This window comes from Tepidiforma sp., from assembly GCF_034433535.1.
Classification (GTDB): domain Bacteria; phylum Chloroflexota; class Dehalococcoidia; order Tepidiformales; family Tepidiformaceae; genus Tepidiforma.
This window is the reverse complement of the sequence record NZ_DAOUAO010000057.1, coordinates 1-19,492: the sequence shown is the minus strand read 5'-3', so window position 1 is coordinate 19,492 and position 19,492 is coordinate 1. Positions and strand designations below refer to the sequence as shown.

Annotated in this window: 16 protein-coding genes and 1 pseudogene; 2 read left to right on the top strand and 15 right to left on the bottom strand. The window is 69.7% G+C overall.

Features of this window, described 5'->3' with window-relative positions; all coding sequences use genetic code 11:
* Positions 1–185: 185 nt before the first annotated feature.
* Positions 186–392 (bottom strand): hypothetical protein, encoded by a 207-nt coding sequence (locus VAE46_RS02960; protein ID WP_322795422.1) that lies wholly within the window; start codon positions 390–392, stop codon positions 186–188.
* A gap of 89 nt (positions 393–481) precedes the next feature.
* Here VAE46_RS02960 and VAE46_RS02955 point away from each other — a divergent pair, with 89 nt between their 5' ends.
* Entirely contained in the window at positions 482–1,744 is a 1,263-nt protein-coding gene (locus VAE46_RS02955) for a CoA transferase (protein WP_322795421.1), read from the top strand.
* An 8-nt stretch (positions 1,745–1,752) separates the two neighbouring features.
* Here the strand turns inward: VAE46_RS02955 and queA are convergent, their stop codons facing one another.
* The gene (gene queA / locus VAE46_RS02950; RefSeq protein ID WP_322795420.1) at positions 1,753–2,769 is read right to left on the bottom strand and encodes a tRNA preQ1(34) S-adenosylmethionine ribosyltransferase-isomerase QueA; all 1,017 of its coding nucleotides are present in this window, start codon (positions 2,767–2,769) and stop codon (positions 1,753–1,755) included.
* A 45-nt stretch (positions 2,770–2,814) separates the two neighbouring features.
* Between queA and VAE46_RS02945 the strand changes: the two genes are divergently transcribed.
* Positions 2,815–3,201, top strand: coding sequence for a hypothetical protein (locus VAE46_RS02945; protein WP_322795419.1), 387 nt, complete (start codon positions 2,815–2,817; stop codon positions 3,199–3,201).
* Here VAE46_RS02945 and rlmN read toward each other — a convergent pair.
* The 13 genes and pseudogenes from rlmN to tatC form a co-directional block, all read right to left on the bottom strand.
* A complete protein-coding gene (gene rlmN / locus VAE46_RS02940) occupies positions 3,107–4,270 on the bottom strand; it encodes a 23S rRNA (adenine(2503)-C(2))-methyltransferase RlmN (protein WP_322795418.1) in 1,164 nt (387 codons plus the stop codon). The genes VAE46_RS02945 and rlmN overlap by 95 nt on opposite strands.
* Positions 4,267–5,208, bottom strand: a complete 942-nt coding sequence (gene fmt / locus VAE46_RS02935) for a methionyl-tRNA formyltransferase (protein ID WP_322795417.1) — start codon at positions 5,206–5,208, stop codon at positions 4,267–4,269. Before fmt ends, rlmN begins: the two co-directional genes overlap by 4 nt.
* Positions 5,205–6,845 carry a peptide ABC transporter substrate-binding protein gene (locus VAE46_RS02930; protein WP_322795416.1) on the bottom strand — a complete coding sequence of 547 codons (1,641 nt, stop codon included), beginning with the start codon at positions 6,843–6,845 and terminating at the stop codon, positions 5,205–5,207. The genes fmt and VAE46_RS02930 overlap by 4 nt, the downstream gene beginning before the upstream one ends.
* A 7-nt stretch (positions 6,846–6,852) precedes the next feature.
* Complete coding sequence (gene secG / locus VAE46_RS02925) at positions 6,853–7,065, bottom strand: preprotein translocase subunit SecG (RefSeq protein ID WP_322795415.1); 213 nt, start codon at positions 7,063–7,065, stop codon at positions 6,853–6,855.
* 11 nt (positions 7,066–7,076) lie between these two features.
* Entirely contained in the window at positions 7,077–8,432 is a 1,356-nt protein-coding gene (locus VAE46_RS02920) for a gluconeogenesis factor YvcK family protein (protein WP_322795414.1), read from the bottom strand.
* A 46-nt stretch (positions 8,433–8,478) separates the two neighbouring features.
* Complete coding sequence (gatB, locus tag VAE46_RS02915) at positions 8,479–9,951, bottom strand: Asp-tRNA(Asn)/Glu-tRNA(Gln) amidotransferase subunit GatB (RefSeq protein ID WP_322795413.1); 1,473 nt, start codon at positions 9,949–9,951, stop codon at positions 8,479–8,481.
* Positions 9,952–10,053: 102 nt separating this feature from the next.
* Positions 10,054–10,866 (bottom strand): sulfite exporter TauE/SafE family protein, encoded by an 813-nt coding sequence (locus VAE46_RS02910; RefSeq protein ID WP_322795412.1) that lies wholly within the window; start codon positions 10,864–10,866, stop codon positions 10,054–10,056.
* Positions 10,867–10,956: 90 nt separating this feature from the next.
* The gene (locus VAE46_RS02905; RefSeq protein WP_322795411.1) at positions 10,957–12,759 is read right to left on the bottom strand and encodes a carboxyl transferase domain-containing protein; all 1,803 of its coding nucleotides are present in this window, start codon (positions 12,757–12,759) and stop codon (positions 10,957–10,959) included.
* A gap of 12 nt (positions 12,760–12,771) precedes the next feature.
* A complete protein-coding gene (locus tag VAE46_RS02900; protein WP_322795410.1) occupies positions 12,772–15,165 on the bottom strand; it encodes a DNA translocase FtsK in 2,394 nt (797 codons plus the stop codon).
* A gap of 168 nt (positions 15,166–15,333) precedes the next feature.
* Positions 15,334–16,992, bottom strand: coding sequence for a ribonuclease J (locus VAE46_RS02895; protein WP_416223933.1), 1,659 nt, complete (start codon positions 16,990–16,992; stop codon positions 15,334–15,336).
* A gap of 142 nt (positions 16,993–17,134) precedes the next feature.
* Positions 17,135–17,734, bottom strand: a pseudogene (locus tag VAE46_RS02890) (uracil-DNA glycosylase family protein); the annotation flags it as partial.
* On the bottom strand, positions 17,731–18,540 hold the full coding sequence (locus tag VAE46_RS02885; RefSeq protein ID WP_322795407.1) for a sulfite exporter TauE/SafE family protein: 810 nt from the start codon (positions 18,538–18,540) through the stop codon (positions 17,731–17,733). The gene VAE46_RS02885 and the pseudogene VAE46_RS02890, both read right to left, overlap by 4 nt.
* Complete coding sequence (tatC, locus tag VAE46_RS02880) at positions 18,537–19,337, bottom strand: twin-arginine translocase subunit TatC (RefSeq protein ID WP_322795406.1); 801 nt, start codon at positions 19,335–19,337, stop codon at positions 18,537–18,539. Before tatC ends, VAE46_RS02885 begins: the two co-directional genes overlap by 4 nt.
* Positions 19,338–19,492 lie beyond the last annotated feature (155 nt).

Sequence of the window (19,492 nt, the reverse complement as noted above, 5' to 3'; positions counted from 1 at the left end):
CGGAAGGACACTCCCCCATCAGGGGAAGCGGGGGCTCGATGCAATGGGAGATGGCATCGAGCCCCGTGCTTTGTCGCGTCGGCTACCCCGCCGGTAGCTACCCCGCTTTCAGCCGGACCGGTAACGTATCACACTCCGCCGGCCGAACTCCACTGCCATCCCGGGATTCCTCATATCGCAATACATTATGTGCCGCCGGATCGGGCTCCCGTGCGGCCAGAACCCCCGCCGACGGCGTACCCAGGGCAGCGCACCACCGGCAGCGCCGGGTACTTGCGGAAGCGCGGGTCCTCGCGCGAGCGCTCGCACAGCCAGAACACCGAACCCTTCCCGCTGACCACCTGCCGCCCAAACGCGCACGTCGCGCACAGCCCCGGGTCATTGCCAGCCATGCCGCCATCCTACCCTCGCCCCGCCCTCCCCGCCCGCCGGGGCGTATGATGCGCCCACAATCTATCGCGAACATGGAGCGCATCTATTCATGGCAGGAGCTCTCGAAGGCATCCGCGTGCTCGACTGCACCCAGATCATCGCCGGCCCGCTCGCGGCGTCCCTCCTTTCCGAAATGGGCGCCGATGTGGTCAAGGTCGAACCGCTCGAAGGCGAACCCTGGCGCCTCCAGGCCGAAATCATCCCCGGAGAAAGCAAGAACTTCCTCGTCCAGAACCGCGGCAAGCGCGGCATCGCCCTCAACTTCAAGGACCCCCGCACCGCCCCTATCCGCGACCGCCTCATCGCCTGGGCCGATGTGCTCATTACCAACTACCGCCCCGGCGTCCCCGAGGCGCTCGGGATCGACTACGAATCGGCCCGCCGCATCAACCCGGCGATTATCTACGCCGAAAACACCGCCTTCGGAAAGCAGGGGCCCGACGCGATGCGGCGCGGCTACGACATCGTCGCCCAGGCGATGAGCGGGCTCAGCACCTCAAACCCCAACCTCCAGAACGGGCTGCCCATGCCGATCGCCTTTGCCCCCGCCGATGTGGTCACCGGCGTCGCCCTCGCCTGGGCGATTACCGCCGCCCTCTTCCACCGCCAGCGCACCGGCGAAGGGCAGGCCATCAACTCCAGCCTCCTGCTCTCCGCCCTCGCGCTCCAGGCAGGCGCACGCGAGGTCGTCGCTCTCGATGAGGACCTGCGCCAGCAGAAGCTGCAGCACCTGGCCGAGGCCCGTGCCCGCGGCGCCACCATGGAGGAGATCGTCCGCGAGCGCCGTCGCTTCGCTCCCGAGCTCACCGGCAACATCTACTACCGCCCCTACAAAACCAAAGACTCCTACCTGGTCGTCGGCTGCCTTGGCCCCGGGCCCCGCGCCCGCTTCCGCGAGGCCGTCGGCATCACCGACCCCCGCTACGAGCCCGGCTTCGACCCCGCCCGCCTCGCCGAGGTCGGCGCCGAACTGGTCCGCACCTGCGAGGAGAAGTTCCTCGAGAAGACCAACGCCGAGTGGCTCGCCCACCTCGAGGCGTTCGACATCGCCTGCGGCCCGGTCCGCTTCGTCGAGGAGCTCTTCGACGACCCCCAGGTGATCGCCAACGGCTACATCCAGGAGTACGACCACTCCCTCCTCGGTCCCCTGCGCGGCCCGGCGCCCATCGTCCAGATGAGCGCCACGCCCACCCGCATCCAGCGGGCCTCCCCCGCCCTCGGCGAGCACACCGCCGAGGTCCTCGCCGAAGTCGGCTTCACCGACGAGGAAGTTGCCGCCTTCGGCGCCGAAGGCCTCATCGGCCTCCGCTGACCCCTGGCCTACAGGATGAGCATCGCATCGCCGAAACTGTAGAACCGGTAGCGCTCGCGCACCGCCTCGCGGTACGCGCCGAGCACGAAGTCGGTCCCGGCGAAGGCGCACACCAGCATGACGAGCGTCGAACGCGGCAGGTGAAAGTTCGTCATCAGCACATCCACCGCCAGGAACCGGTCGCCCGGCAGGATCTTGAGCGAAGTCCAGCCCTCGTACGGGACGATCTCGCCGCGTTCCCGCGCCACGTGCTCCAGCGTGCGCACCACCGTCGTGCCGATGGCCACCACCCGCCGTCCCTCCGCCTTCGCAGCACGGATGGCCGCCGCTGCTTCAGCGGGAACCGTGATGTGCTCTGCATGCAGGTCGAACTCGCGGGGGTCGTCGACATTCACTGGCTTGAAGGTGCCCGGCCCGACCTCGAGCGTGACAGCGACCCGCCCGATGCCCGCCCGCTCCAGCCGCTCGAGCAGCTGGGGGGTGAAGTGCAGGCCGGCGGTCGGCGCAGCAGCGCTCTTCGCCTCCCGCGCGTATACCGTCTGATACCGCTCGGGGTCGCCGCGGTAGCCCCGGATGTAGGGCGGCAGCGGCACCTCCCCCACGGTTGCCGGGTCGAACGCCCGCTCGAACTCCAGTGTGACCGTATCCCCCGTGCGGCCGACTGCGGTGGCCCCCAGCTCACCTTCGCGGGTTCCAAAAACGAACCGCCGGCCCGGCGACCCCTGCCGCGACGGCTTCATCAGCACCTCCCAGCGCCTATCCGTGAACGGCCGCACCAGCAGCACCTCGACCGTCCCCCCGGTATCGCGCCGCCGACCGAACAGCCGCGCCGCCATCACGCGCGTGTCGTTCACCACCAGCAGGTCCCCCGGCCGGAGCAACTCCGGGAGGTCGCTGACCACATGATGGCGCACCGTCCGGGTGGCGCGGTCGAGCACCATGAGCCGCGCCGCATCGCGCGGCTCCACCGGCTCCTGCGCAACCAGCTCGTCGGGAAGCTCGAACGCGAAATCCTCCGTCCGCATACCTCCAGCATTGCGCCTTCATCGCCAGCGATCTACGGTGCCCCCATGGCTTCCGACCCCGCCAGCCGGCTTTCGAACCAACCCGGCGAGCCCGCCGATGCCCACGCCCCGCTCTCCATCGACCGCAGCGCCATTCGCCGCGTCTCAGGTGAACAGGTCGAAATCGAACGCTCCGCCATTGCCGTCGCCGCCTTCGACCGCGGCACCATCCGCCAGTCCGATGCAGCGGTGATCGCCGGCCGCTCCGTCGCGGTCGATGAGGTCCGCGTCGGCATCCTCGTCGCTCCCGTCGTCCGCGGCGAAGTCCACACCCTGCTCGATATGCGCTCCGCTGTCGCTATCGGCTTCGGGATGGTGCTCGGGAAGGCCCTGCTGGCCGCGCTCCGGGCCCTCGCCCGGAAGCTGGCCCCCTGGCCTCCGCCTCGCCAATGACAACCGGCGCCGCGGCGTCCGTCCGCAGCTGGCCGCACGCCGCCGAGATCTCCGTCCCCTTCTCGACCCGCACCGTGCAGTTGACCCCCGCCTCCCGCAGCACCCGCTCGAAGGCGAGCACCTGCCGCCGGGCCGGCCGGGCGAACCCCCCCGCCGTCGGGTTCACCGGGATGAGGTTGACGTGTGCGCCCGTGCCCCGCACGAGCCTTGCCAGCTCCCGCGCCGTGGTCTCGCTGTCGTTCACGCCGGCAATCAGCGCGTACTCGAACGTCACCCGCCGACCCGTGCGCACGAAATAGCGCCGGGCCGCCGCCATCAGCTCCGACACCGAATGCGGGCCGGCCGTGGGCACCAGCCGCCGTCGCAGCGCATCGTTGGGCGCGTGCAGCGAAATCGCCAGCCCAACCTGCAGGCCCTCGCCTGCCAGCCGGTCGATGCCGCGCACCACGCCGACCGTCGAGATCGTGATGTGCCGCTGCCCGAGCCCGAACGCTCGCGGGTCCGTCAGGATGCGCACCGCCCGGATGGTCTCGGCGTAGTTCGCGAGCGGCTCGCCCATGCCCATGAAGACCACATTCGTGACGTGCTCTCCCCGGTCGCGCAGCAGCCCCGCCACAGTCACCACCTGCGCCACGATCTCGGCCGCCCGGAGGTTCCGCTCGAAGCCCATCTGACCCGTCGCGCAGAACACGCAGCCCATCGCGCACCCCGCCTGCGTCGAAACGCAAACCGTCGAACGCGGGTGCCTGCCGCCTTCCGCGGGGTACTGCATCAGGACGGTTTCGATGAGCGTCCCATCGGTCATTGCCAGCAGCAGCTTGGTGGTGAGCCCGTCCTCGCTCACCACCCGCCGAACCTCTCGCGCGGGCGTCACCGTCGCCAGCTCCGCCAGCCGTTCCCGCAGGCCGGCCGGCAGCTGCCGCGCTTCCTCGAACCCCCGGATGCCGTCGCGATACACGGCCCGCAGCAGCTGGTCGGCCCGATACCGCTCGCCCCCGGCCTCGAGAACCAGCGTGTCCACCTCAGCCGGCAGCATCCCGTACACCGAGGGCCGGTCCGCGTCGCTCATGCCAGCCCAACCCCCGCCGGGAGTTGACCCCGCAGGCCGGCCACAAACGCTCGCCCCGCGATACGCCGGCCGCCCGGCCGCTGAACCTCGCGCAATGCCAGCCAGCCCTCGGCAAAACGGACCGCCGGCTCCCCGCCGATGACCCGCAGGGCGCCCGCCTCCGCCGCACGGGCTTCCCCCGCCAGCACCTCCCCCCGCCAGATACGGAGGGGCTGCCCCTCGAACAGCACGAAGGCCCCCGGCCACGGGTCATACGCGCGCACCGCCCGCTCCGCCTCCTGGGCCGTCATGGAAGCCCGCAGGTGACCGTCTTCTTTGCGGAGCAGCCCGCAGGTGGTGACCAGGCGCTCATCCTGGGGCGTGGCCTGCAACTGGCCGGCCAGCCAGTCCGGCAGCACGCGCACCAGTTCCTGCGCCCCAAGCCCGGCAATCCTCGCCTCCAGCGTCCCGGTTGTGTCATCGGGACGAATCGGCTCTTCCACCTGCGAAATCACCGGTCCAGCGTCCATCTCCAATACCATTTCCATAATGCTCACACCGGTGACCGGGTCGCCAGCAAGAATCGCCGCCGCGATCGGCGATGCCCCGCGCCACCGCGGCAGCAGCGAAGCGTGTACATTCACGAACCCCCGCCGCGGCAGGTCGAGCACGGCCTGGGGCAGCAGCTTCCCGTAGGCCGCCACCACGCCCGCGTCGACCCCGGCCTCGCGCAGGGTCGTTCGGAACCCCTCATCGCGCATCGTCGCCGGCTGCATCACGGCGAGTCCCAGCTCCAGCGCGGCCGTCTTCACTGGCGGCGGCTGCAGTCGTCCGCCGCGCCCCGCCGGCCTGTCCGGCTGCGTCACCACGAGCGCAATATCGTGGCCTGCGGCGTGCAGCGCCCGGAGCGTCGGCACCGCGAACTCCGGCGAGCCGAAGAACGCCAGCCGCTCGCTCATCGCCGCCACCGCTGCACGTCATAAAATCGGCCGGCGCCCGCAAACAGGACACCGTCCGTGATATCCCGCAGCCCGGCCGGGCGCGCCCAGACAGCGCTCACGTACAGGAGGACCACGCTCGGCTGCACCCCCTGCCACACCTCCTGCACTTGCCGGTAGGCATCCTTGCGCACTTCGATGTCCGGCGACGTCCGCCCGCGCGCGATCAGGTCGTCCATCACCGCGTCCTCGAAGTTCGCCAGGTTCAGCCCGGCAGCACCCAGCTGCGAACTGTGCCAGCCGAAGTAGAGGTCCGGGTCCGGTCCCTGGTCCCAGGCCACGATCGCTGCCTCGTACTTCCGCTCCTGCAGGAAATCGCGCCGCAGCACCGAGAACGTCGTGCTGGCGACCGCCGCCCGCATGCCCAGCTGTTCGAGCTGCTTCGCCGCCGCCGAAGCCAGCGCCACCCGCTCCGGCGCGGTATCCACCCTGATGGTGAAGCGAAATTCGCGTCCCTCCTGCACCAGGATCCCGGTGGTGGGGTGCGGCGTCCAGCCGGCCTCCTCCAGCAGCCGCTTTGCCTCGGTCAGGTCTGGAGTCCGCGTGTCGAACTCGCCCGCATAGGCCCACGTCTCCGGCGGCACCGGCGAGCCCGAAGGCGTCGCGGTCCCCTGGTACACCTCCCGGGCGAGGCCCTCGCGGTCGAGGGCGAGCGAAATCGCCCGACGTACCCGTTCATCCCGGAACAGCGCATTGCTGTTGTTCAGGTAAAGAATGGCCGATTGGGAGGTCATCGGCGTCGAGAGCGTCTTGCCCTCGAGCCCTGTCAGCCCCGCGACTGAGCCCCCGGCTGACTCCGGCCGGAGGAACAGGCCGTCTACCGCGCCTTCGGCAAGTGCCTGTCGGGCCCGTTCGGCGTCCGGGTAGAACCGGAGGACCATCCGGTCGATCCCCGGCCTGCCGAGGTGATACGCCGGGTTCGCCGTCAGCGTCGCAGCCTGGGAATCCAGCGATTCGAGCCGGTACGGCCCGCTCCCCACGGGCCGGGCATTGAACGGGTCGTTCTCCAGCGCATCGGCCGACTTTCCGCCGAGCAGGTGTTCCGGCAGGATGCCGACCGTCGCAGTCCTGGCGAGAAAGGGCGCCGAGGGCTGCCGCAGCCGGAGCACCACGGTCCGGTCATCGGGCGTCTCCACCTCCACCCCGAGCCACCCTTCCGCCAGCGCGGGGTCGCCAAAGCCCGGGTCTTTCAGGATGCCGACGGTGAACGCCACGTCGCGGCTGGTCACCGCCTCCCCATCGTGCCAGCGCGCGTTCGAACGAAGTCGAAACGTATACACCGTTCCACCGTCAGAGACCTCCGGCGCCTCCGCCGCGAGGTCGGGAACCGCCTGGCCATCCGGGCCAATGCGCATCAGCCCCGAGAACACCAGCGCCGAGAGGTCGCGGTCGACCTCATTCGCATTCACGTAGAGCGGGTTGATGCGCTGCCACGTGCCGACAACCGCTTCGCTGTAGCTCGTGCCGCCCGGCAGTACCGCCCGTTCGTTGCCCGTCAGCCGCAGGCCCAGGGCCACCGCGGCCGCCACAGCAGCCAGGACGAGGCTCGCGACGAAGACGAACGAGCGGCGCGAGCGGGCTCCGCCGTCACGGTTCATTGGCCCCTTACTGCCACTCCACGCTCAGGAACGAGACGAAGATGAAGACAATCACCAGCATGATGGTCGCCTGGAAGAGCGTCCGCTCCAGGCCCCGCTTGGTGCGGTACACGGAGCCGCCCGACATCCCGCCGAGCGCGGCGCCAAAGCCGCTCCCTTTCACCTGCAGCAGCACTACCAGGATGAGCAGCGTCGAAACCAGGATTTGAAAAAGGTTCATCAACATTGGGGTCACCGGGAAATCACGAGCGGCTCAGGCGCCGACGCCGACCGCTTCGTTTCGACAGCAAGGGAATCGCGTTGATCGTACAACCGCATGATGGTAGCTGCGAGCTTCTCCGGGTCATGACGGTAACGGTTCTCTTCCGCAACCACGTCGGCCTCCACCAGCCGCACCCACGGGTGCGCCCGCTGCAGCTCACCGAGGGAGATGCGCACGGCCTCCGCGTGCCACGCCTCCGGCAGGGCGGGCGCGATGTTGTTGTTGGCGAGCACCACCTGGACAATCCCCTGCCCCGCATGCCGCTCCAGGGCGGCGATATGCTCGGCCACCCCGAAGCCGTCGGTTTCGCCGTGCTGGGTCGCCACGTTGCAGACGAACACCCGTAGCGCCGACGTCTGCTGAATCGCCTTGCGGATGCCTTCAACCAGCAGGTTCGGCAGCACGCTCGTGTAAAGGCTCCCCGGCCCGATCACCACCATGTCAGCATCGAGGATCGCTCGGACGGCATCCGGGTGCGCCTCCGCATCCGGCGGGTTGAGGAACACCTCGCGAATCGCCGCGCCCCGCTCGGTGATGTTGTGCTCGCCGTGCACCACCTCGTCCTCGTGCGTCCGCGCGCTGAGCGTCACATCCTCCAGCGTCGACGGCAGAATCGTGCCGCGCACGTTCAGGACCCGGCTCGCCTCGTGGATGGCCGCCTCGAAGTTCCCGGTCACTTCCGACATCGCCACGATGAACAGGTTGCCGAAAGAGTGCCCCTCGAGGCCGGTCCCGTTTGTGAAGCGGTACTGGAACAGCTTCGACATCAGCGGCTCCGCCTCCGCCAGTGCGGCAATGCACTGGCGGAGATCCCCTGGGGCCACAACGCCGAATTCCTGCCGCAGCCGTCCCGTGCTGCCGCCGTCGTCGGCCACAGTCACGATGGCCGTGAGGTTGGACGTGTGATTCTTGAGCCCGCGCAGCAGGGTCGAAAGTCCCGTGCCGCCGCCGATGGCCACGATTTTCGGGCCGCGGCTGAGGAACCGCTTCGCGTAGATCGCTTCTGCCAGGTTCTGGTCGCGCCAGTCGGGCCGCACGAACGCGTATAGCAGCGACCGGTTCAGCTGCCAGACCGCCACGCCCACCGTCGTCAGCGACGCCGCAATGAACAGCAGCCCTCGCATCCAGCGCGGGATGAACTGCAGCGTGAGGTAGTAGAAAATGCCCGGCAGGGGCGCCTGAAGATACGCCTCCCGCAGCAGGTAGGCCAGGCCGAGCCCCATCAACGCCACACCGAAGAGCAGCAGCAGGAGCCACCGCTTGATGTGCATCCCCGGGTAGAGCCACTTCAGCGCGGAGTGGTCCCGGATGCGCCGGAGCGTCATGGAACGCAAGGATACCACCCGGGCTGGTTTTGGTTGATCCGCCTGATCACTTCTTCAGCTCCCGTTCCAGAAGCTCCCCCACCACCTGGGCGTTCGCCCGCCCTCGCGTTTCGCGCATCACCTGCCCGATGAGGAACTTGAGCGCCGCCTCCTTGCCGGCGTGATAATCGGCCACCGCCTTCGGGTTCGCGGCGATTGCCCGCTGCACCGCGCCCGCGAGCTCGTCCGCGCCACTGATCTGCGCGAGCCCCTGCTCAGCGATGATCTCGCCGGCGCCCCTCCCCGAGGCGGCCATCTGGTCGAAAACTTCTTTGCCCACGAGCTGCGTCACCGTCCCGTTGGCGACCGCCTCAATCAGCTCGGCCAGCGCCGCCGGCGCCAGCGGAAAGCGGTCGATCTCCGCCTCGTTAGCGTTGAGCCAGCGCGCGACCTCCCCGAGCATCCAGTTCGCCGCCAGTTTCGCCCGGCGTCCCTCATCGCCCGTGAGCGCCGCTGCCAGTGCATCGAAATACTCCGCCCGCGCCCGGTCCTCCGCGAGCGTGTGCGCCTCGTAGTCGCTCAGCCCCATTGCACGGTAGCGCGCAACCCGCTGCGCGGGCAGCTCAGGCAGCCGCGCCCGCACCCGCTCGACGAATGCCCGGTTCAGCTTCAGCGGAGGCAGGTCGGGCTCGGGGAAATAGCGGTAGTCATGCGCGTGTTCCTTGCTCCGCTGGCTGACCGTCTCGCCGCGCTCATCCGACCACCCGCGCGTCTCCTGAACCACACGGCCGCCCGCCTCGAGGACCGCCACCTGCCGCCGCTCTTCGAACAGCAACGCATCGTGCACCGCGCGGAAGCTGTTCATGTTCTTGATTTCGACCTTCGTGCCGAACTCCCGCTCACCCTTCCTCCGCACCGAAATGTTGGCGTCGCAGCGGAAGTTCCCCTCCTCCATATTCGCTTCGCTGACGCCGATGTACCGCAGGACCTGCCGCAGCCGAACCAGGTACTCCCGCGCCTCCGCGGCGCTCCGGATGTCGGGTTCGCTGACGATCTCCATCAGCGGCGTCCCCGAGCGGTTGACATCGATCAGCGTGTAGGCCTCGCCCGTTACAGGGTCGACGCGATGCAGCAGCCGGGCCGTGTCCTCCTCCATGTGAACGCGCGTGATGCCGATCCGTCGAACCCCGCCGTCGACCTCCACCTCCAGCCACCCGTCCCGGCAGATCGGCAGGTCGTACTGCGAGATCTGGTAGCCCTTCATCAGGTCCGGGTACGGGTAGTTCTTGCGGTCGAACTTGCTGAACTCGGCGATGGTGCAGTTCAGCGCGAGCCCGGTCAGTACGATCCCCTCAATCGCCTTCTCGTTGATCACCGGCAGCACGCCGGGCATCCCCAGGCAGACCGGGCAGACATGGGTGTTTGGCTCCGCGCCCGAGTAGTCGGCGCTGCAGCCGCAGAACATCTTGCTCGCCGTCGTGAGCTGGCAGTGCACCTCCAGCCCGATGACTGTTTCGTACCCGGTCGCTACTGCCGTCACGCGTCCTCTCCGTGTAGTGCCACGCCTCCCGAGTATAGGCCGCCCGTCCCCCACGGGGTAATCCGCGAATTCCCGGATCAGGTACTGGCCATCACGCCGTGTCTATTCGGCCGCCGCCTTGATGGCGAGGCGAATGGCGACGAGGACCAGCGCTCCCGCCAGCGCCCGCAGGATAACGCCGCCCTGCAGGCGGTGAGCCAGCCGAGCACCCACCTGCGCCCCGGGGATCGCCCCGGCCGAAAGGAGCACCGCCTGCAGCAGCGAGCGGTCCCAGCCGATGACCCCCTGCGCGAAGTGCACCGCCGTGCCCTCGGCCGCCATGAACGCGAGCACGAAATGCGAGGTCGCCGCCGCGATGTGCACCGGGAAGTGCAGCACCGTGGCCATGATCGGCACGTGGATTATCCCGCCGCCGATACCCAGCAGGCTGCTCACGAACCCCACCGCCGTGCTGATCAGCAGGCCCTTCCACAGGTGGTAGCTGTACACGAAGGTGTTGCCGTGGATATCCCGCACCTGCCGGCGAACGACTCCCCGCCCGCGGACCGGCTCCACGATGCCCTGCACCTGGGGCCGAAGCAGCAGGTAGAGCCCCACCGCCCCGAGCAGCAGCGCGAAAATCGCGTCGAACAGCCGCCGCGGCATGAACCCCACCACGATCGCCCCGGCGATCGCCCCGGGGAACGTGCCGGCAACGAACCACCACCCGGAGCGGTAGTCGATCCGCTTTTGCAGCCCGTAGGCAATGCTGCCGGAAGCCGCATTTGCCGCGACCACGAACAGCGAAATCGCCGTGATCGTCTCGGGGTCCTTGTCGGGGTAGAGCAGCAGCAGGATCGGCACCAGGATGAACCCGCCGCCGGCCCCGACGAGCGTCCCGAACGCCCCGACGGCGAACCCCAGCAGGACCAGCAACAGGTCAGAAACTTCCAGCGTGAGCCCCCGGCGCGCGGATGCGCAGAGTTTCCCCCCGCCTGACCTGTGGATCCACCCGCCCGGCCACTCCTAGACCGGGATGCCCGCGTCGTCCGGGTAATCCGCCCTGCGCCGGAAGGCCCGGCCGCGCAGCCGGTCGAACCAGCTCCCCATGCGGTCCTGCAGGTGCGCCAGCCGCCGCTCGATCCGCCCCCGCAGCCAGCTTCGGGTCGAGCCCAGCTCTCGGTAACGCGAGTAGCGCTCCTCCAGCCGCCGGGAGCCGCGCTTCCGCCGAAGCCGCGCCAGCTCCCGCAGCACCGCCCGGCGCAGCAGCGCGGCCGCCGCAGCGTGGTCGGTGTGGGCGCCCTCCCCGGGCTCCGGAACCGTGTGGTCCACAATGCCCAGCCGCAGGCAGTCGTGGGAGGTCAGCCGCAGCCGTTCGGCCACATCGGGCGCTCCGGCCTCGCCGCCCTCGAGGATCGCAGCCGCGTCCTCCGGCCGGATTACTTCGTACACCGCGTTATCGAGCATCAGCACCCGGTCGGCGACCGCCATGGCCATCGCTGCCTCCGAGTTCCCTTCCCCGGTGATCACCGCGACCGTTGGCGATGCGGTCGCCAGCATCGCCTGCATGCAGCGCGCGATGGCCGCGCCCTGGCCCGCTTCCTCTGCCCCCAGAGAGGGGTCGGCGCCCGCCGTGTCCACCAGCGTGACGACCGGCAGCCCCAGCTTCGAGGCCAGCCGGAACGCCCGCTCCGCCTTGCGGAACCCGGCCGGCCCGATGACGCCGGCCTGGTCATTGGTGTGCGGCCGCACCTGCCCGACCAGCACCACGGCCTCGCCGCTCAGCGAACCGATCCCGGCCACCACCGCCGGGTCGTCGCTCCCGGTCCGGTCCCCGCGCAGCTCAAAGAACCCGGAGGTCATCCGTTCGATGAAATCGCGCGCCGTCGGCCGCTGGGCATGCCGTGAAAGCTGCACCTGCTGCCACGCCGGCCGCGGCGTATGCACGACGCGCCCTTCCTTGCCCGGCCGTCCCCGCTCCACGGCACCGCCGCCCGTCAGCAGGTCGAGCAGCCCCGCCAGCGTTTCCCGCAGATTCGGCCGCGAAACCACCGCATCGACCAGCCCGCGCTGCAGGTGCGCCTCCGACGTGTGCGCCCCTTCCGGCAGCCCGTTCTTGGTTGTCTCCTGCAGTGCCCGAAGGGCGGCATACCCCACCAGCGCATTCGGCTCGGCGATCAGCACGTCCGCGAGGTTGATGAACCCCGAGTACGCCGAGCCCGTCGTCGGGTCGGTCAGCACGGCGATGTACGGCAGGCCGGCTCTCGCGTGCCGCCCCGCGGCCACGGCGATCCGCGGGCCCTGCATCAGCGCCAGCAGGCCCTCCTGCATACGCGTCCCGGAGGTCGAACAGACCAGCACCACCGGCACCCGCCGCGCGGCGGCCTTCTCGAACGCACGCGCCAGCCGCTCGCCCGCGGCCACGCCGATCGACCCGCCCAGGAACGCAAAATCGATGACCCCGATCACCACCTCGCGCCCGCCAATCCAGCCGGTCCCGGTCAGCGCCGCCTCGGTCAGCCGCGTGCGGCGCTGCTCCTGCACCACCCGCGACCGGTATGACTGCCGGCCCTGGAACGAAAGCGGGTCGATCGCCGAGACGCCGCGGTCATCCTCATGGAAGCTCCCCGCGTCGAGCAGCGTCGCCAGCCGCTCCTGCGCCGTCAGGTGGAAGTGGAACCCGCACGAGTGGCAGACCCGGAACCGTTCGTACAGACGCGAGCCTTCGAGGTTCGCCCCGCACGAAAGGCATCGCTCCGGCTGCCGGGCCGGCGCGGGCGCTGGTTCGCTCGCCTCCCTGCCAAAGATGCCGCGCAGTCCTTTCACCATGCTGCCAGTCTATCAGGCGTCATCGTCCGCGCCTGCCCGCTCCAGGACCCGGCGCGACTCGCCCTCTTCCCGCGGTCCAACGATGCCCTCCTCCTCCAGCCGCTCGATGATCTTCACCGCCTTCAGATAGCCGACCCGCAGCCGCCGCTGGAAGAGCGCCGGCGATACCCGCCGATGCTGGCCGGCCAGCACCCGCGCCTGGATCATCACCGGGTCATCCTCGTCGACTTCAATCTCCGCGTCGCCGCCGTTCTGCGCTGCGAGCGCCTCTTCCAGCAGCGCGTCGGCGGTCTCCGGGGCCAGGTCGCGGAAGCGCTCATCCTTCCAGAACTCGACCAGCCGCTCGACCTCCGCATCCGAGAGGTACACGCCCTGGATGCGGATCGGCTTCCCTGCATCGCGCGGCAGGTAGAGCATGTCGCCCCGCCCGAGCAGCTTCTCGGCCCCGCCCATGTCGAGGATCGTGCGCGAATCCGTCTGCGACGTGACCGCGAAGGCGATGCGCGTGGGGAAGTTCGCCTTGATGAGCCCGGTCACGACATCCACCGACGGGCGCTGGGTGGCCACGATGAGGTGGATCCCCGTGGCGCGGGCCAGCTGCGCCAGCCGGCAGATCAGCTTCTCGACCTCGAACGGCGCGGCCATCATCAGGTCGGCCAGCTCGTCGATGATCACCACCCAGTACGGCAGCCGCTTCAGGGTGCGCGGGTGCCTGTTGTAGCCGTCGATGTTCCGCACGCCCAGTTCGGCGAACTTCTTGTAGCGGGCCTCCATCTCGCCGACCACGGCCTGCAGCACGCCCACCACCTTGTCCATGTCGACGATGACTTCGCTGAAGGCCATGTGCGGGATGCCTGAATACCCGACCAGCTCCACCCGCTTCGGGTCGATCATCACAAAGCGCACTTCATCCGGGGTCGCGTTCATCATCAGGCAGGCGATAATGGCGTTCATGCAGACGCTCTTGCCGGACCCGGTGGCCCCCGCGATGAGCAGGTGCGGCATCGAAGCAAGGTCGGCCACCACCGGCGCACCGGCGACGCCCTTGCCCAGCGCGATCGCCAGCTTCGACTTGCGGGCCACGTCCGCGAACTCCCTGGTCTCCATCACGGCCCGGAGCGTCACCACGGTCGCGCTGTCATTCGGCACCTCGATGCCCACGATCGCCCGGCCCGGCACTGGCGCCTCGATGCGCAGGCTCGGCGCCGCCAGCGCCAGCGCGAGGTCGTTCTGCAGCGCCGTAATCTTGTTCACCCGTACCCGCGTCCGCGAAACCTCCACCCGCTCGGTCGTCGGCCGCCCGTCCGGCCCGAGCAGCGGCTTCCCCGATTCGTCCCGCAGCGGGACCTCCTTGTAGCGAATCTCCCAGCCTGGCTCGACCCCGAACTGCGTGACCGTTGGGCCCTCGTTGATCTCCACCACCGTGGCGTCGACGCCGAAGCTCGCCAGCGTATCGACGATCAGCTGCGCCCGCGCGGCGTTGTCGTGCCGCCGGCTGGTGCTGGGCTGGGGCGCGTTCAGCAGCTCGAGCGCGGGCAGGTGCCAGCCGCTGCGCGATTCCAGCGGCAGCCCGAGCTGCGCCGGTTCGGTCGGCGCCTCCTCCTCGCCCTCGGCGAAGGCCGACGGGAGGGTGTCCTCGTCTTCACCGGCCGGTGCTGCCGGTTCTTCGGGCGCAACCGCCGCCGGTGACGTCTCCGAGACAAGGCCGGCGCTGCCCAGCGCCGCAGCCGCCCCCGCACCAACGGTCGACACCGGGGCGCCCGGCTCGATCCGCGGCCGGAAGACCACCGGCGGACTCTCGAGTGCCGGCCCTGCCGGCGGCAGCTCACGGTACAGCTCGGCCCCGATCACCAGCTCCGCTTCGCGTTCCGGCCGCCGGAAGATGAACTGAATCCAGCGCCCCACCGCCGCAGCCGCGCGGTGCGGCAGCCTCCGCTCCCATGCCGTCTCGACCCAGGTGGGCACATTGACCGCCACCCAGCGCGTCGGGCCGGGTGCCAGCAGCACCGCCGCGATCACGAACAGGCTCAGCCACGCCACCTTGCCAAGGAAGCCGGCCACCAGCGCCTGCCCCACGCGCCCGCCCAGGCTCACCTCCGAGAAATCGACCGAACCCACCGCCCAGCGGGCCTCGTTCAGGCCGAGCAGTCCCCACGCAAAGAGCCCCAGCGCGACCACCCCCGCGGTCCGCCGCGCCAACAGGCGCCGGTCGAGGAACCAGCCGCGCCACGTCGCCACCGCCGCGTAGACTGCCCACCCGGCCAGCACCGCCAGCCCGAACCCGAGCGTCCGCAGCACCGCGTCCCGCACCCGTTCCAGCGCGGCCGCACCATCGAACAGCGCAACCCAGGCGATGACGCCCGCCGCGGCGAGTGCCGCCAGCCCCTCCTTCCACCAGCGCAACACCGGCCGCAGCGACCGGGTCGTCCTCCGGGCACTCCGCCGTGCTGCCGGACGGCGCCCCGGCCGGGTCCGGCTTTTCGTCACCCGTGCCGTCATCGACGCGCACCTCTCCCATCCCGGCCGCCTGCCCCCCGCTGGCCGCGGCCGCTGCGCCCGCCTCGTCTTGCCGACCTAGACCTCGACTGTCACGGTCAGCACCATCGGGCGCCTGCGCGTCTCATCATAGAGGAACTTGCTCACCGCGTCCCTGATCCGGGTGTTGATGTCGCCGAACTCGGCGTAGTGCTCGGCGCCGCGCAGCGCATTCGCCACCACGTCCTTCGTCCGCTCCACCAGGTCCTCCCGCTCGTCGAGGTCCACGAACCCGCGCGCCAGGATCTCCGCCGGCCGCTCGAGCGCGCCCGTCTGCTTGTCCACCGTCACGATGACCACCACCACGCCATCCGTCGAGAGGTGCGCCCGGTCGCGCAGGATGTGCTGGTCCACATCGCCGATGCCCAGGCCGTCGACGTAAACGTAGCTCGCCGGCACCCGTTCCCCGAGCCATGCCGCCTCCTCGTCGATCTCGAGCACGTCGCCGTCCGTCAGCACGAAGGCGTTGCCCGGCGGCACCCCGACCGACTCTGCCAGCCGCGCATGCACCACCAGGTGGCGGTACTCGCCGTGGATCGGCACGAAGTACTCCGGCTGCAGCAGGCCCTGGATGACCTTCAGCTCCTCCCGGCTGGCGTGCCCGCGCACGTGGATGTTCGAAACGCGGTTGTAGAGCACGTCCGCGCCCAGCCGGAACAGGTTGTCCACGTTCCGGTAGACGGCCTGTTCGTTCCCCGGGATGGGCGAGGCCGAAAGCACCACCGTGTCGCCCTTCATGATCTGGATGTGGCGGTGGTCGCCGTTCGCCATCCGCGTGAGCGCGCTCGTCGGCTCGCCCTGGCTCCCGGTGGTGACGACCACCAGCCGCGAGGGCGGCGTCGACCGCATCTCTTCGACGCCGATGATCACGCCCTCGGGCGCCTGCAGGTACCCCAGCTGCCGCGCCATCGCCACGTTGTCGATCATCGAGCGCCCGGTGACGAACACCTTGCGGTTCGTGAAAACCGCCGCGTCGATCACCTGCTGCACCCGCGAAATGAGCGAGGCAAAGGTTGCCACGATGACCCGGCCCTGCGCGTTCACCATGATGTTGCGCAAGGCCTCGCCCACCAGCTGCTCGCTCGGGGTGTAGCCGTCGACCTCGGCGTAGGTCGAATCCGCCAGCAACAGCAGACATCCCTCGGCGCCCACCTGCGCCAGCCGGATGAGGTCGGTGTGCTGGTCCATCACCGGCGTGTGGTCCAGCTTGAAGTCGCCGGTGTGCACCACCAGCCCCAGCGGCGTGCGGATGATCAGCCCGCACGCATCCGGGATCGAATGCGCCACCGTGAAAAACTCGACCTCGAACACCCCGGCCTGGATGACTTCGCCGGGGTTCACCACGTGCGTCTTCGCCTTCTGCCCCAGCCGATGCTCCTGCAGCTTCACCCGGATCAGCCCATCGGTCAGCCGGGTGCTGTACACCGGCACATCGAACTCGCGCAGGAAGTACGGGAGCGCACCCACATGGTCCTCGTGTCCGTGCGTCAGAAAAACCGCGCGCAGCTTCTCACTGTTCTGCCGGAGGTAGCTGAAATCCGGGATGACCAGGTCCACGCCCAGCATCTCCTCCTCCGGGAACATCAGCCCCACATCGACCACGATGATGTCGTCCCCGTACTCCAGCAGCATCATGTTGCGGCCGATCTCGCCGAGACCGCCGAGCGGAATCACACGCAGAGTTGTCTTAGTTGCCATGAAGGTCCTGTTCGAAGAGTGGAATTTGTCGCGCCTCACCGGACGGCGCAGGCGCTCGGGTGGGCACCTCGCTGACTGCCCGCATCGCCGGCGACCCGTCGCTCCCGGCTGCTGCCGGGGCGTCACCCGTTGCCGGCGTCACCGCGGGCGTGGTGAATGGAGCAGGTGCGGGCGTGCCGGTTCGCAGCCCGGCAAGCAGCCGCCCGAGCTGCCGGAAGTCCTCGAGGATCACCTCGCGCAGGTTGCCCTGGTGCAGCGCTGCCGCCGGGTGGTACATCGGCACCACCAGCCGCCCATCGACCTTCCTCGGCCGGCCGTGCACGCGCGAAATCGACTGCTGCGGGAACCAGCGCGCCATCGAAAACCTGCCCAGCGTCACGATCACCCGGGGGTCCACGAGGTCGATCTGCAGGTCGAGGTACTCCGCGCAGGCCGCGATTTCGCCCGGCAGGGGGTCGCGGTTGTTCGGCGGCCGGCATTTCAGCACATTGCAGATGTACACCTCATCGCGCCGCAGCCCGGCAGCTGCCAGCAGCTCCGTCAGGAACTGCCCGGCGGCACCCACGAACGGCCGCCCCTGCCGGTCCTCGTTCAGCCCCGGCGCCTCGCCGATGCACATGACCTCGGCGTCCAGCGGCCCCTCGCCGGGCACCGCGTGCGTTCGCGTTTCCGCGAGGGCGCACAGCTGGCAGGCCCGGATGATGCTGTAGAGCTCCTCCGCCCGCTCCTCGCGCGTCATCATGGCCGAACCGCCCCTGCCGCCGGCGAAGCAGCAGCCGCCGCCCGCAGCCGCCGGGTCGCTGTGACCAGCATCTGGACGCCGATCGCCGAGAGCACGACCGCGAACACCACCTGCAGCTCTCGCCCGCTGAGAATCGTCGCCAGCCCCGCCCCGGCGATCGCGCCCGGCACGGCTGCCGGGGCCAGCCAGCGCGCCGCCTGCGCATCCACCGTGCCCTGCCGGTAGTGCGTCAGCGCCCCCATCGCCGAGGCCAGCACAATCACCACCAGCGAGATGCCCTGCGCCTCGTGCTGGCCGATGCCCAGCACCACCACCATCGCCGGCACGAAGATGGCGCCGCCGCCCACGCCCAGCGCCCCGCTGGCGAGCCCGCCCGCCAGCCCGATGACCAGCGCGATCCCTGCCTCCAGCGCCTCGCCGGGGTGCACCATCCCCGCCCCCGGCTCGAACACCAGCAGGCGCAGCGAAACCGCCAGCAGGAACAGCCCGAACAGCTGCCGCAGCCGCAGCGCGGGCACCTTCATGGCGGCCTTCGCCCCGGCATACGCGCCGCTCAGGGCGCCCGCCGCCAGCCCCGCGAAGAGCACCGCATCGAAGTGCCCGGCAGCGCCGTAGAGCACCGCTGCCACCGCCGCCGTTGCCGTGATCACCACCAGCGAGGTCCCGTGCGCCACGTGCTGGCGCATCCCGAGCGGCCCGGTCATCAGCGGCACCATCACAGCGCCGCCGCCCCCGCCAAGCAGGCCGCTTAGCAGTCCCCCGGCAGCCCCGGCCGCCGCGCTCCAGCCCGCGCGTCGCCTGCTCACCCGGCCCGTCCCCCGGCCGGGGACCGCTTCGGCTGCACCAGCCATGCGAAGAGAATCCCGAGGAAGTACAGCGCGAACAGCGGCCCGGCCACGAACGTCTGCGTCAGCGGGTCCGGCGTCGGCGTCACGATCGCCGCAATCACGAACACGAGGATCACCGCGTACCGCCAGAACCCGAGCAGCTGCCGCGCCCGCACCAGCCCCAGCTTCGCCGCAACCGCCAGCACCATTGGCAGTTCGAACGAGAGCCCCACCCAGAAGATGATGCGCGTCACGAAATCCACGTACTGCCGAATGCCGATGACGTCCTGGATTTCGTCGCTCCCGAGGCTGAGCAGGAAGCCGAGCGAAGCCGGCAGGATCACCCAGTAGGCGAAGGCCATGCCGGCCAGCATGAACGCGGCCGCGCCAACCACCCCCGGCAGCAGGATCTTCCGCTCACGCGGCGTCAGCCCCGGCACGATGAACGCCAGCAGCTGATAGACCACCACCGGCGACGCCACGATAAGCCCGCCGTACAGGCCGATCTTGACGATAATCCCCACCCGGTCCGTCGGCGAGAAGCTCGAAACCTGGAAGTCGTCCACCCGGCTCCGCGCCGGCGCCATCATCCAGCCGAGAATCGTCTCCCAGAAATAGAAACAGAGGATGACGCCCACCAGCACCGCCAGCCCGCTGACCATCACCCGGTAGCGGAGCTCCTTCAGGTGCTCCAGCAGGGTCATCTCCGGGCCGCCGCTGAATTCTGCAGCATCCTCCCTTGCCGGGACAGGCTCGCGAACCGGTTCCGCCACCATTCCCGTTAGAACACCAGCGGCGGCGTCTTCGCGCCATCCGATGACGGGGCCGGCGCCGGCGCTTCAACGGTCACTGTTCCGCCGCCCGCCGCCGGGAACGGCACCACCGACCCCGCAGCGGCCGCACCCTCACTCAGCGCCCGGCTGGCTTCCTC